Genomic DNA, 13758 nt, shown 5'->3' on the forward strand with positions numbered 1-13758 from the left:
CGCCGATAAGGGAATATTCCCGCCAACGTTCCGGAATGGACACACGTCGCCATGCACATGGACATCATCATCCGTTCCGCGGTATTGCCGGGAAGGGATAATCAGGAAACCGAATGAAAACACTCGCCAAAATCTTTGCCGGCATTATTGCCATCTCTTTTCTGGTCACCATTCTGGGCAAGAGCAAGCTGAATCTGGAAACCTGGGATGCCCTGGATGAACAGGCCCAACGTCTGTCGGACTCAGGCCATTATGAACAGTCCGTGCCGATCAGCGAGAAAGAACTGGAAGTGGCGCGCAAGACGCTGCTGCCGAACGATCCGCAAATGGTGACCTGCCTGAACAACATCGCCTTGCGCTATGACAGCCATGGCGATGTGGCCCGGGCCGAACCCCTTTATGTGCAGGCCCTGGCTATCGCGCGGGCGAATCCCATGGTGCGGGCAATCGAAAAGGCGACGGTCATGGATAACCTGGCGGTGCTGTACCGCGACCAGGAGGCTTACGACAAGGGCGAACCGCTGTTCAAGGAGGCGCTGGCCATCCGCGAAAAAGAACAGGGAACCAACCATCCGGAAGTAGCGGATACGTTGCATAACCTGGGGGGACTCTATGCCGGCAAGGGTGATGACGCTCAGGCTGAAACCATGTATGTCCGCGCCCTGTCGATTCGGGAATATGCACTGAAGGCGGGCGATCCCGCGTTGCCGAATACCTTGCGCAGCCTGGGACGCCTGTATGATCGACAGGGAGATTACGCCAAGGCCGAGCCGATGTTGAAGCGTGCGCTGAAGCTGCACGAAGGCATTCTGAAACCGACGGACACCGATTTGGCCTTTACCATGGTCAGCCTGGCGTCGGTCTATGATCATCTGGAGGATTATGCCCAGGCGGAGTCCCTGTACAAGCGCGCCATCGGGATCCAGGAGCTTGCAGCGGGGGAAGAGACGGAACTGGCGACGGCCCTGAATAACCTGGGGCTGGTATATCAGTCGGAAGGGAAGTTGGCCGAGGCCGAGCAATCGCTGTTACGTTCGATCAAGGTCCGAGAAAAAACGCAGGGCTCCGACAATGCCGAATTGGGAACCGCCTTTTCCAATCTGGCGGGGATTTACCACGATATGGGTCGCAGCAGCGAGGCGGAAAAGGCCCAGCAGCGCGCCGATGCTCTCAGTCAACAGGATGCCGGCTGAACGGTTTCCGCCAAAACCTCCGGTCCTTGACCGGAGGTTTTTCCTTCTGCGTCACGCCTTCACGAAGTCCGGATTTTCCAGCAGGAACGCCGCGCCCAGACCGCCGCCCGCGCAAGTGGAAATTACTGCATAACGCTGGTTGAAGCGCAGCAGCCGTTGCGCCGCCGTCATCAGCAGGCGCACGCCGGTGGCGGCAAAGGGATTGCCCATCGATAGCGACCCGCCACAGATATTCAGCTTTTCCAGCGGAATCTCGCCATGCGGGAACCCGGTTCCGAAACGCTCCGCGACAAAGGCTTCCGACGCCAGACAGGCGCGGTTGATCAGCACCTGCGTGGCGAAGGCTTCGTGGATTTCCCAGGCGTCGACATCCGCGAAATTCAGGCCGTTTCGTTGCAGCAGGCGGGGGATGGTCATGGCCGGGCCGAGCAGCATTTCCTGTTCCAGGCTGTCCACGCCGGCGAACTGGTAATCGCGGATCACCGCCTTGACGGCATGCCCGGCGGCGCGGGCCGCACCCATGCTGGACAACAGTACCGCGCCCGCGCCATCGGAGAAGCGCGAAGAGTTGCCTGCGGTGATGATGCCGCTTTCCCGGTCAAACACCGGCTTCAGCCGCGCCAGCGTTTCCGGGGTGGTATCGCGGCGGGCGGTGTTGTCCTCGGTCACGGTCATGCCAGCCACGGTTACCGGCAGGATCTGTTCGCGATAGAACCCGGCATCAGTGGCAGCGACGGCGCGGGCATGACTGGCGGCGGCAAAGGCGTCGCTGGCCTCGCGGGTCATGCCGAACTTGCGCACCATCGCCTCGCAGGCTTCGCCCATGGTCAGCTTGGTGGTGAAGTCGGAGCTGGTGGGGACATCCAGCAGCAGGTCGCGCGGCCGCAATGAACCCAGCACCGCCAGCCGGTCGCGGGTGGAACGGCTCTGGCGGATTTTCATCAGGCTGCGGCGTACGTTCTGCGACAGGCGCACCGGCACATCCGAGAAGTTCTCGGTGCCGCCGGCAATGCCCATGTCCATGCGGCCCAGCGCGATCATGTCGCAGATATTGGCGACGCCGACGCTGGGCGAAATACCCGCCATGGCCACGGTATAGGCCGGAATGGTGCTGGGCAGGCCCGCCGCCAGCATGCACTCGCGGGCGACATTGGTGGTGTTGATCTCGTGCAGCACTGTGCCCATCACCACCAGGCCCAGCTTGCCGGTGTCGACAGCGGATTTCTGAACGAGACCGGCAATGGCCTTGGCCCCCAGTTCGTAGCTCATCAGCGGCGAGTAAGCCCCGGCGCTGTCCAGGAAGGGAGTGCGGACACCTTCCACCAGCACCGGCAGACGATCGTAGGCAATCATGGTCATCACGCGTTCTCCCCGGCGATAAAGCTGCCCACCTGATAGAGGTTGCCGGAGGCATCCGTCAGGCGGAAGGGCAAGCGGCCTTCTTTATTGGCTTCGCGGGCAATCTGGATCAACAACGGCGGGCTGGGCAGCGGCAGCGGCTTCACGAAACGCGTTTCAATATCACTGATGGGGAGGCCGTGGTTTTCCAGCGCGGCGTAGATCTGCGAGAACGCGCCGTAGCCGTGCATGATGCAGCCCTTGAAGCGGGTGCGGCGGGCAACGGCGGGCAGGGTGTGGATGGGGTTGAAGTCACCGGTCAGCAGGAAGAACTTCACGCCTTCATCGTCGCCCGCCTGCCAGTGGCCGATGGTTTCCCATTGCGGCTCGACGCGCTCGCTGCTGCTGCCATCCGGGCGCTTCTTCAGCACGACGGCGGCATAGGCGTCAATGCTGACCGCCCAGGGGTTGCTCTCGATGCCGACTTCGACATGCGAATGAATGCGGGCGCGATAACCGTCATCCGAGGCATCGACCAGTTCGCCGGACAGGTTGAGCTTGCCGCCAATGGGCAGGCGCTCGTGGATAACGATGCGCAAACCCTGGTTCAGCACGCCCAGCAGCGGATACGGGCATTGCGCCGTCAGCTCCGATACTACCGACAACGCCGTTTGCGCCACCAGCAGCGCCGGCGGCAGGTCGCCGGTGGGTCGCGCTACGCCAGACCAGGCGTTGAAGGCTTCGACCAGTTCGGCCGAAGGGGCGTTCAGGCGGCGGTTGATGCGCACGCCGCCTTGGCTTTTCTTGACGAAAGGCAGCACGGAACGGGCGCCGCCCAGCAGCATGGCGGAAATGGTGGCGGTATGTTCGGTCACGAGACGGACGGGAATGCTCACGGTCATGGCGCGGAATTTCCTGAGGTTTTCAAAAGTTGGATCATCGTCCGGAATGTACGGGAATGGTATGGGAGATGCGGACAAGAGTACAAGGGGGTGATCAACGCTGCCCGCAGGTTCGACACGCCAAGCCTGCATGGCCGATGAGCGGAATATAGAAAAGCCGAGCCCCGGTCTGAAAGGCCGGGGCTCGGGACAGCGGGGTGAGAGTGACGGGACGTTACTTGACGCTGACGCCGTCGACCTTCAACGTTTCAATCCGCGTGATCAGCTTGTCGATGTTCTGGCGAACCGAACCCTCATTGGCCAGGCGCAGTCGTTTCACGGCGACGAAAGCTTCTCCGACCGTTGCGGTGTGAGGAGCGACGATGGTTTCTTCCAGTAGTTTGCGGCCCGTCACGGTATCAGTCAGCGTATACATCACGTGCGATGTCACGGTCATGTCCAGACCGAAAGCCGGTTGCTCCAGCGCCACGAGGGTCGCGCTGAGCGTATAGCGGCCCTTGTCGGTACTCAGCAGTCCGGCTGATTTCAGGGAAGCCTTGAGGGCGGCATCGAAATCTGTCGAGGAGATTTGGGATGTCCACAGCGGATTGGTCTTCTTGCCGCCGCTGACTTCAGTCACCGAGATACTGTTGGCCAGGTCTGATTGGCTGGTGCTGGCGCGAGGGGCAGTCATCCCCTGGATGGATGCCGGGGTTGCGCAACCCTGGAGTGTTCCCAGTACCGCACTGAAAGCGATGATTGCTACGGTCTTCTTCATCGAGATTTGTCCTTTTCTTGAATAATGTCTGTAGATGTGCAGCCTTGCACGAACCCTGATACTAAAGAAGATTGGCTGCCGGATCACATACATTCGCAAATATGTCATGCCAATGGCTGTTTTCTGTTCACACCCTTCAAGATCGCAATCGTGTCGGAGAGAGGAACCGGCGTGCCAGTCGCGGTGGAATTGCGGGCCGATGTAACATTGGCTGATCCAGAGTATCTAAGATGCGTATCTTTCACATCTCCCGGAAATAACATGAGCCTGAATTCCCATATGACCCGACTGAGCCTGCCCCTGTTGCTGGCGCTTTCCATCCCGCAGGTGATGGCAGCCGCCACAGTGGATGTGACCGAGAAATCGTTTCGCTGCCTTCAGGAAATGACGCCGGTGCGCGGTTTCTTCGTGGACAGCCTGAACGGCAATCTGGATGCGACGCTAGCGGTGGCCAAGTCCACGAGCGGCGGCGTCTATCCGCCGGGTTCCGTGGTGCAATTGGTACCGACCGAAGTGATGGTGAAGCGGGAGCCGGGATTCAGCCCGGTCACGCGCGATTGGGAGTTTTTTGAGTTGGACGTGGATGCCAATGGCTCGAAAATCCGCAAGCGCGGCTTCATGGAAGTGAACAACCGGTTCAAGAAGAACTGCTTTGCCTGTCATGCCGCCGCCAAGCCGGAATGGGACATGATCTGCGAGGACAGTCACGGTTGCGAGAAGCTGCCGATCCCCCAGCATGTGATTACGGCGTTGCAGAAGACGGATCCGCGTTGCAAGGTCAGTGACGCGTCGACATTCCAGAAGTTTACGTCGTGGATGGTGCGGAAGCTGTCGCCGAACTGACGCAGCGGTGCTGCATTCGGCGGTTTGATGCCGCCTCACCCCAAAAAATAACCCCCGCATACGCGGGGGTTATTTTTATCCATCAACCTCAGCCGAAGCTCAGGTCAACTGCGCCACATTGATCTTGTCGGCCTTGGCGGTGTACTCGCCCATGCGGTCGAAGTTCAGGTAGCGGTAGATGTCACCAGACATGCTGTTGATCTTCTCGGCGTACTGCATGTACTCCGCGACGGTCGGCAGCTTGCCCAGCACGGCGGCCACGGAAGCCAGCTCGGCGGACGCCAGGTACACGTTGGAACCCTGACCCAGACGGTTCGGGAAGTTACGCGTAGAGGTCGACACGCAGGTGGTGTTCGGGGCCACACGGGCCTGGTTGCCCATGCACAGCGAGCAGCCCGGCATTTCCGTACGCGCACCGGCGCGGCCGTAGATGTTGTAGTAGCCTTCGTCCATCAGCTGGTGCTGGTCCATCTTGGTGGGCGGGGCCAGCCACAGGCGGGTGCTCAGCGAACCGCCTTCCACCTTCTCCAGCAGCTTGCCGGCGGCGCGGAAGTGACCGATGTTGGTCATGCAGGAGCCGATGAACACTTCGTCGATCTTGGCGCCGGCCACTTGCGACAGGGGCTTGGCGTCGTCCGGATCGTTCGGGCAGCACAGGATCGGTTCCTTGATCTCGTTCAGGTCGATCTCGTACACGGCGGCGTATTCGGCGTCCTTGTCGGCGCGCAGCAGGCTCGGGTTGGCCAGCCAGGCTTCCATTGCTTCGATACGGCGGGCGATGGTGCGGGCGTCGCCGTAACCTTCCGAGATCATCCACTTCAGCATGGTGATGTTGGAGGTCAGGTATTCCTTCACCGAGGCTTCGCTCAGGGTGATGGAGCAACCGGCGGCGGAACGCTCGGCGGAGGCGTCGGACAGTTCGAAAGCCTGTTCCACGGTCAGGTCTTCCAGACCTTCGATTTCGAGGATGCGGCCGTTGAAGACGTTCTTCTTGCCCTTCTTCTCGATGGTCAGCTCACCGCGCTGGATGGCGGCGTAGGGAATGGCGTGCACCAGGTCACGCAGGGTGATGCCGGGTTGCATCTTGCCCTTGAAGCGGACCAGCACCGATTCCGGCATGTCCAGCGGCATGACGCCGGTGGCGGCGGCAAACGCGACCAGGCCGGAACCGGCCGGGAAGGAAATGCCGATCGGGAAACGGGTGTGCGAGTCGCCGCCGGTGCCGACGGTGTCCGGCAGCAGCATGCGGTTCAGCCAGGAGTGGATGATGCCGTCGCCCGGACGCAGGGCCACGCCGCCGCGGTTCATGATGAAGTCCGGCAGGGTGTGGTGGGTCTGCACGTCCACCGGCTTCGGATAGGCGGCGGTGTGGCAGAAGGACTGCATGACCAGACCGGCGGAGAAGCCGAGGCAGGCCAGATCCTTCAGTTCGTCACGGGTCATCGGGCCGGTGGTGTCCTGGGAGCCGACGGTGGTCATCTTCGGTTCGCAGTAGGTGCCCGGACGGATGCCGGTGCCTTCCGGCAGGCCGCAGGCGCGACCGACCATCTTCTGGGCCTGGGTGTAGCCCTTGCCGGTGTCGGCGGGCTGTTGCGGCAGGCGGAACAGGGTGGAGGCGGGCAGGCCCAGCGACTCGCGCGCCTTGGAGGTCAGGCTGCGGCCGATGATCAGGTTGATGCGGCCGCCGGCGCGGACTTCGTCCAGCAGCACGGGGGTCTTCAACGGGGCCTTGGCGATTTCGGCGCCGTTCTTGGTGGCGGTGACTTCGGCGGTCTCATGATTGATGGTCAGGACGATTTCGTCGCCCATATTCATCTGCGACACGTCCAGTTCGATCGGCAGCGCGCCGGCGTCTTCCATGGTGTTGAAGAAGATCGGGGCGATCTTGGAGCCGATGCAGACGCCGCCGTCACGCTTGTTCGGGATGTGCGGGATGTCGGTGCCAAAGAACCACAGCACCGAGTTGGTGGCGGACTTGCGGCTGGAGCCGGTGCCGACCACGTCGCCGACATAGGCGACCATGTTGCCCTTGGCCTTGATGGCTTCGATCTGCTTGATCGGACCCTTGACGGTATGTTCTTCCGGGGTGATGCCGTCACGTGTGTTCTTCAGCATGGCGTTAGCGTGCAGCGGGATGTCCGGGCGGCTCCAGGCGTCCTGGGCGGGGGACAGGTCGTCGGTGTTGGTCTCGCCGGTGACCTTGAACACGGTCAGCTTGATTTCGGTCGGGACTTCCGGACGGTTGGTGAACCATTCGGCATCGGCCCAGGACTGCATCACGGCCTTGGCGTGGGCGTTGCCGGCCTTGGCCTTTTCTTCCACGTCATGGAAGGAATCGAACATCAGCAGGGTGGACTTCAGCGCGGTGGCGGCGTCGGCGGCCAACTCGGCGTTGTCCAGCAGGGAAACCAGCGGTTCGACGTTGTAGCCGCCCAGCATGGTGCCCAGCAGGTAGACGGCGCGCTTGGCGGTCACCAACGGGGAGGTGGCTTCGCCCTTGGCGACGGCGGCCAGGAAGGCGGCCTTCACATAAGCGGCGGGATCCACACCGGCGGGAACGCGGTTTTCCAGCAGGTCGACCAGGAAGGCTTCTTCGCCCTTCGGCGGGTTCTTCAGCAAGGCAACCAGGTCGGCGGTTTGCTTGTCATCAAGCGGCTTCGGGGGGACGCCTTGGGCGGCGCGTTCGGCGACATGTTGGCGATAGGCTTCGAGCACGGTGGTTTCCTCTTGGTCAAACGGGGGTGTTCCGCTCCGGCTGGTGATGCAATGGGCACACCGGCGTGGGACGGCGAAAAACGGTGGGCGGAATACTAGCCGAAATGCGGGGAAATGTTAAGGAAGAGCGCTATATCGCAAACGGTATAGTCGTTATTCGGCAAGACAATGCACTGGATGAGGCGGGGTCTCCGGCGTTAACGGATCCCGCCCGTAAGGTGGTTGGGTCCGGGATCAGAAATTCTTGGCGAAGCCGATGTTGAATGAGCTGATCTGCACATCGCCGTTATCCACCAGCATCATGTATTCCGCCGTCAGGCTGACGTCATCCGCGGGCTTGAAGGCCAGACCCGCGCCGTAGGAGAACTCGGTGCCGGTGCTGGAGGCGCTGTTCGTCCCGGGGATCGGGGACAGCACATTCACATCCGCGGTTGTCTTGATGCTGGTAATACCCGCCAGCCCGTAAACATGGAACTGATCGGTAAATGGCAGATCGCCGCGCAGGTAAGCACCCGCCAACAGGTCGATGTTGACTTTGGCGGTAGCTGTGGCCGTGCCGAAGGGCGTGACAACCTTCATCGGCCCGCCTTCACCTTCATTGATGCCGGTGCCGATGCGGAATTCGGCGCCGACGCCGCTGGCAAACTCGGATCCGAATTTTACCTGGATCAGCTTGGGGGAAACCGACTCCGACATGCCGTCTTCCTGATAGTCCGCTTTCATCAGGTCCACGCCGAAATAGCTGTCGCCTACGTCGGCATATGCAGCCAGGGAGGTGCAGGCAACCAAGGCCAGCCCGAGTTGTTTGATCATGTTGACTCCTGTGATCATGATTGAAAAAGCAATTTCCGTAACAATCCGATCATACCGCAGTCGCGGTAAAAGCCAAATTCCGGCCGGGGTGCGTCAATCCGGCAGCACCGGCGTGGTCGGCGACACCATGCCTTCCCGCAGCCAGCGCCGGCAAACCTCTCCGGGTTGCGGCGTGCTGAACAGGTAGCCCTGGATGAAGTCGCAGCGCGCTTGCGAAAGCAATTTCAATTGCGCGACGTTTTCCACTCCCTCGGCGACCACTTCCAGCCGCAACTGGTGCGCCATGGCGATGATGGCCTGGGAGATGGCCAGGTCGTGGTTGTCGGTGAGGATGTCGCGGACGAAAGCCTGATCCAGCTTCAGGCGGCTGACAGGGAAGCGCTTCAGGTAGCTGAGGTTGGAGTAGCCGGTGCCAAAGTCGTCGATGGACAGGCGCACGCCCAGGTCGCACAGCCGGTTCATGATGGCGATGGTGGCCTCGGGGTTCTGCATGCTGGCCGATTCGGTCAGTTCCAATTCCAGCGTTTGCGGGGCGATGTCGAATTCGAGCAGGGCGTGTTCCACGCGTTCGACCAGACCGGGCGAGGCAAATTCGTCGGCGGAGATATTGACCGCGACCGGGGGCACCGTCAGTCCCGCTTCTTGCCAGTCCTGAATCTGGCGGCAGGTGATGCGGATGATTTCCCGGCCCAGATCGGGCATCAGCCCGGCGGATTCGGCGATCGGAACGAAACGGCCGGGCAGGATCAGCCCCAGCCGCGGGTGGCGCCAGCGCACCAGCGCCTCCAGCCCGATCAGGCGGTGCGTGCGGGCATCGACCTGCGGCTGGAAATACACCGTCAGCTGTTCCGGATGGAGCGGAATCTGGTGCAGCTCCGTTTCCAGCAGCAGGCGCTCGCGGGCCTTTTTGGACAGATGGGCGTTGTAAATGACAAAGGGGAGGTGGCGAGCCTGGGCGTCATGCAGCGCCGCTTCGGCTTCACGCACCAGCAGGAAGGCGGTCAGGTCCGGGCGGGACAGGCTGATGCCGGCGTGGCAGGGCAGTACCCACGACGTGCCGTCGATCTCGATCGGCTCATGCAATTGGTTGAGCACGAAGGGGATGGTTTGCTCCAATTCTTTTTCGTGTTCAATTTCAAAGGCCAGAGCGAAGCTGAGATCGTCGATCCGGGCCAGAAGTTCATGATGGACTTGCCAGGTGCGCAGTCGCTGCACGGTTTCCGCCAGCAGTTTCTGGATCACGGCGTCGTCGTAGCTGTCGCGAATGGCCTGAATCCGGTCCAGGCCGACAATCATGGTGACAATGCGGCCGTTGGATCCGGGACCGTGTTGATCGCAATACTGTTGCAGCTGCAGTTGGAAAAGGCGGCGGTTGGGCAGGCCGGTGGCGGCGTCGAAGTGATCAAGGTAGTACGCCTTTTCCTGCGCGCGTTGCTGGTCGGTGATGTCGATACCGCACAGCACCAGCCGGGCTTCGGGATGACGATCGGCTTGCAGTGCGGCGGCGGTCCAGACCACGACACGGCCAAGCCGGCTGACCATCCGCCAGGAGGTTTCGGCCTCCAGCACTTCCTCGGCGATGGCCGTGATGCGCAGGCGGGTGGCCGGCATATCGGCGGAGTCGACAAAACACTCCCAGAACGGCTGGCCGGTGATGTCCGCCGCCGGACGACCGGCGATGACGGCGGCGGCGGCGTTGGCGTGCAGCACGTGACCGTGTTCATCCAGAGCCACGATCATGGCTTGCGCGGTGTTCAGGATGGTGTTGTGCAGCACCCGCTCGGCTTCCAGCTCCGCCTGACGGCGGGCATCCGCGAGCGCCCGCCCGACGGCGCTGCCCAATCGCGCCATGCGGTCCTTCAGCACGAAATCGGTCGCCCCTTCGCGCAGGGTTTCGACCGCCTTTTCTTCCCCCAGGGAGCCGGTGACAAAAATGTAGGGCGTCGCGGGCGCGAGCTCATTGCGGATATGCAGCGCCTCCAGCCCGCCGAAGCCCGGGACATGGTAATCGGCGAGGATGACATCGGGCCGGAAGGCGGCCAGGGCCTCCCGGAATGCAGCTTCATCCAGTACGCGCCGGATGTCGCCGCCAATGCCGGCCTGGCGCAGGTTGGCCTGTACCAGTTCGGCGTCAAATGCCATGTCTTCCAGCAGCAGGATGCGAACTTCTTCCATGATCCGGGGTCTCCGTCAGGGGGTGGGGGAACGGTTGATCAGCAGCCAGTAGAGCCCCAGCTTGCCGATTTCGGCGGCGAACACGTCAAAGTCCACCGGTTTGACCACATAACTGTTGACGCCCAGGCCGTAGGACTCGACCAGGTCGCTTTCTTCGGCCGAGGAGGTCAGCATCACGACCGGAATCCGGTGCAGCCGCGAATCGTTCTTCATGATGGCCAGCACCTCGCGGCCGTCAACCTTCGGCATTTTCAGGTCCAGCAGCACCAGTCGCGGCGGAACCGGATCGCGCTCGGCGTAGTCGCCCCGGCAATACAGGTAATCCAGCGCCTCCGCGCCGTCCTTGGCCCAGACGATGCGGTTGGCCAGCCGTTGGCGGCGCAGGGCGTCCATGGTCAGTTCGGCATCCAGCGGGCTGTCTTCCACCAGCAGCACATCCATCGAGAACAGGTTATTCATGTTCAGCCTCCTTGCCGGTTTGCCCCGCGGGCAGTGCAAAATGGAAACAGGCGCCCTTGCCGGGCTCGCCCTCGGCCCAGACGCGGCCGCCGTGCCTGGAGATGACGCGGGCGACAATGGCAAGGCCGACGCCGGTGCCGGGATATTCGTCGGCTGAATGCAGCCGCTGGAAGACATTGAACAGCTTGGCCAGGTAGCGGCTGTCAAAGCCGGCGCCGTTGTCCCGCACCTGGTAACGGACTTCGTGCGCGGAGGATTCGGCGGATACGGTGATGGCGGGTTGCTCGGACTTGCTGCTGAATTTGACCGCGTTGGACAACAGGTTGATCCAGACCTGGCGGAGCAACGTCCGATCACCCTCGGTCGCGGGCAGGGCGTCAAACCGGATGTCGCCGCTGAATGGCGGCATCTCGCGCCAGACCTCTTCCACCAGCGCCTGCATGTCAATGGAGTGCTTTTGCAGCGGGGCGCGTCCCAGCCGTGAGAGATGCAGCAGGTCGTCGATGAGTTGTCCCATGGTCTTGCTGCTTTTGCGGACGACTTCCAGCAAGCGGTGATCCTCGGCATCCAGCCGGTCGGCGGCCCGTTCGGACAGCATGCGGGCGAAGCCGTCGATGGCGCGCAGCGGCGCGCGCAGGTCGTGCGAGACCGAGTAGGTGAAGCTTTCCAGCTCGCTGTTCGAGGCCGCCAATTCTTCGTTCAGGCGGTGAAGCTGATGGTTGGCCCTGGCGATGTCCTGGGCACGATGAAAGATTTCAATGGCCAGCTGGTCATTCTGGTGACGCAGGCTGGCGGCGGAGGCCTCGTGGCGCAGGCCTGCTTCCTGCAAGCGGACAAACTCGGTGACATCGGTGACGCAATGCAGCAAATGCCTTAGGCGTCCGGCGTCGTCGAAGACCGGGGAGTTCACCGGGCTCCAGTAGCGGACTTCAAAGCCGCCGCCCTGATCGTCGGGGCGGCGGATGTCGTATTTCTGGATGGGCATGGTGTCGGCAGCCCCGGTCTGCATGACCCGCTGCAAGGAGGCCAGCAGATTGCGTGTACCGTCGGCGGTCGGGTCATCAGGGTTGTCGGGAAAAACGTCGAAGAGCAGTCGCCCGAGAATGGCCTCGCGCCGTGTCATGGTGGCGGCCAGGTAGGCATTGCTGACAGCGACAATGCGCAGATCGGTATCGAGTATCAGATAGAGCCCGGGACAGGTCTCGAACAACGCCCGGAAGTCCGGGGCAAACAGCGGAATTCGTTCAGCTTCCATGTCGAATTTCCCAGCATATCCGGGCCGGGGCTTCAGATATGTTTATTTGTCAAATTGACTTTAGTGTAGCGGCATGAATCTGTTTTTCAATGAATAATTTGTGATCAATGGATAAAGTGTTGTTGACGGGGGACGAATGCCGGCCGCTGTTCTTCCATTCTGGCATGAAAAGCCGTTTCCGGTCTAAAAAAAGACCCGCCGGATGTATGGCATCGGGCGGGTCCGGGCGTGGCGGGCGATGGCTCAGCCGGCCTTGTCGAAGACCTTGACCCGGATCGGCCGCAGGATCACCGATTGGCCGCTTTGCAATTGCAGCGATTCGCGTTGCCCGCGCGTCAGTTCGACTTCATGCGGTTTTTCATCCGCGCCGGTCAGCTCGACTCGCACATTCGCGCCAAACGCCAGTACCCGGTTCACGGTCGCGGGAATGCCGGTGGCGGATCCGTCGGGGGCGGTGATGATTTCCAGATCGTGCGGCCGGACAAAGCCGACCACATCGTCGCCGTGGTTCAGATCGTGGCCGGGAATTGGCAGCACGGCATCGCCGGTTTGCAGCGTTTCCCCGTGGATGCGGCCGTGGAACAGGTTGACGTTGCCCAGGAAACCGTAGACGAAGGGCGTGGCCGGATGTTCGTAGACCTCGTCCGGCGCACCCAGTTGCTCGACGTGGCCGTGATTCATCAGCACTACGCGGTCGGCGACCTCCAGGGCTTCTTCCTGATCGTGGGTGACGAAAATACTGGTGATGTGCAGTTCGTCATGCAACTGGCGCAGCCAGCGGCGCAGTTCCTTACGCACCTTGGCGTCCAGCGCGCCGAAAGGTTCGTCCAGCAACAGCACGCGAGGCTCTACCGCCAGAGCGCGGGCGAGGGCTATACGCTGGCGCTGCCCCCCGGACAACTGCGACGGGTAGCGGTCGGCCAGCCAGTCCAGTTGCACCAGCTTCAGCAAATCCATGACCTTTTTGCGGATTTCCGCTTCTTTCGGACGGATGTTCTTCGGCTTCATCCGCAGGCCGAAGGCAACGTTGTCGAAGACGCTCATGTGCCGGAACAGCGCGTAATGCTGGAACACGAAACCGACCTGCCGTTCGCGCACGTGGGCGTCGGAGGCGTTCTCGCCATCCAGGAATACCTGGCCGGCATCGGCGCTTTCCAGACCGGCGATGATGCGCAGCAGCGTGGTCTTGCCGCAGCCGGAGGGGCCGAGCAGCGCCACCAGTTCGCCGCTGGGGAATTCCAGGCTGATGTTGTCGAGGGCGACGAAATCGCCGAAACGCTTGGAGATATTCTTGACTTCAATGCTCAT

At 61.9% G+C, this 13758-nt stretch carries 11 protein-coding genes; 2 read left to right on the forward strand and 9 right to left on the reverse strand.

Features of this window, described 5'->3' with window-relative positions; all coding sequences use genetic code 11:
* Positions 1 to 113: 113 nt before the first annotated feature.
* Positions 114 to 1193 (forward strand): tetratricopeptide repeat protein, encoded by a 1080-nt coding sequence (locus EV700_RS09430; RefSeq protein WP_130413083.1) that lies wholly within the window; start codon positions 114 to 116, stop codon positions 1191 to 1193.
* A gap of 51 nt (positions 1194 to 1244) precedes the next feature.
* On the opposite strand, the gene EV700_RS09435 is transcribed toward EV700_RS09430, so the two are convergent.
* The 3 genes from EV700_RS09435 to EV700_RS09445 form a co-directional block, all read right to left on the reverse strand.
* Positions 1245 to 2552, reverse strand: a complete 1308-nt coding sequence (locus tag EV700_RS09435; protein ID WP_130413085.1) for a thiolase family protein — start codon at positions 2550 to 2552, stop codon at positions 1245 to 1247.
* Positions 2552 to 3433: a MaoC/PaaZ C-terminal domain-containing protein gene (locus tag EV700_RS09440; protein WP_165391409.1), complete on the reverse strand. Its 882-nt coding sequence runs from the start codon at positions 3431 to 3433 to the stop codon at positions 2552 to 2554. The genes EV700_RS09435 and EV700_RS09440 overlap by 1 nt, the downstream gene beginning before the upstream one ends.
* Positions 3434 to 3647: 214 nt before the next feature.
* Entirely contained in the window at positions 3648 to 4190 is a 543-nt protein-coding gene (locus EV700_RS09445; RefSeq protein WP_242610235.1) for a hypothetical protein, read from the reverse strand.
* A gap of 261 nt (positions 4191 to 4451) precedes the next feature.
* Here EV700_RS09445 and EV700_RS09450 point away from each other — a divergent pair, with 261 nt between their 5' ends.
* Positions 4452 to 5033, forward strand: coding sequence for a hypothetical protein (locus tag EV700_RS09450; protein ID WP_207224628.1), 582 nt, complete (start codon positions 4452 to 4454; stop codon positions 5031 to 5033).
* Positions 5034 to 5132: 99 nt separating this feature from the next.
* Here the strand turns inward: EV700_RS09450 and EV700_RS09455 are convergent, their stop codons facing one another.
* The 6 genes from EV700_RS09455 to EV700_RS09480 all read right to left on the reverse strand — a co-directional run bounded on the left by EV700_RS09455 (position 5133) and on the right by EV700_RS09480 (position 13758).
* Entirely contained in the window at positions 5133 to 7748 is a 2616-nt protein-coding gene (locus EV700_RS09455; protein ID WP_130413089.1) for a bifunctional aconitate hydratase 2/2-methylisocitrate dehydratase, read from the reverse strand.
* Between the two features lie 234 nt (positions 7749 to 7982).
* Positions 7983 to 8561, reverse strand: a complete 579-nt coding sequence (locus tag EV700_RS09460) for a porin family protein (RefSeq protein WP_165391410.1) — start codon at positions 8559 to 8561, stop codon at positions 7983 to 7985.
* Positions 8562 to 8654: 93 nt separating this feature from the next.
* Positions 8655 to 10736 (reverse strand): putative bifunctional diguanylate cyclase/phosphodiesterase, encoded by a 2082-nt coding sequence (locus EV700_RS09465; protein ID WP_130413093.1) that lies wholly within the window; start codon positions 10734 to 10736, stop codon positions 8655 to 8657.
* 15 nt (positions 10737 to 10751) lie between these two features.
* Positions 10752 to 11195: a response regulator gene (locus EV700_RS09470; RefSeq protein ID WP_130413095.1), complete on the reverse strand. Its 444-nt coding sequence runs from the start codon at positions 11193 to 11195 to the stop codon at positions 10752 to 10754.
* Complete coding sequence (locus tag EV700_RS09475) at positions 11188 to 12450, reverse strand: sensor histidine kinase (protein WP_130413097.1); 1263 nt, start codon at positions 12448 to 12450, stop codon at positions 11188 to 11190. The genes EV700_RS09470 and EV700_RS09475 overlap by 8 nt, the downstream gene beginning before the upstream one ends.
* Before the next feature lie 243 nt (positions 12451 to 12693).
* Complete coding sequence (locus tag EV700_RS09480) at positions 12694 to 13758, reverse strand: sulfate/molybdate ABC transporter ATP-binding protein (protein ID WP_130413099.1); 1065 nt, start codon at positions 13756 to 13758, stop codon at positions 12694 to 12696.

Source organism: Fluviicoccus keumensis, assembly GCF_004217445.1.
Classification (GTDB): Bacteria; Pseudomonadota; Gammaproteobacteria; order Pseudomonadales; family Moraxellaceae; genus Fluviicoccus; species Fluviicoccus keumensis.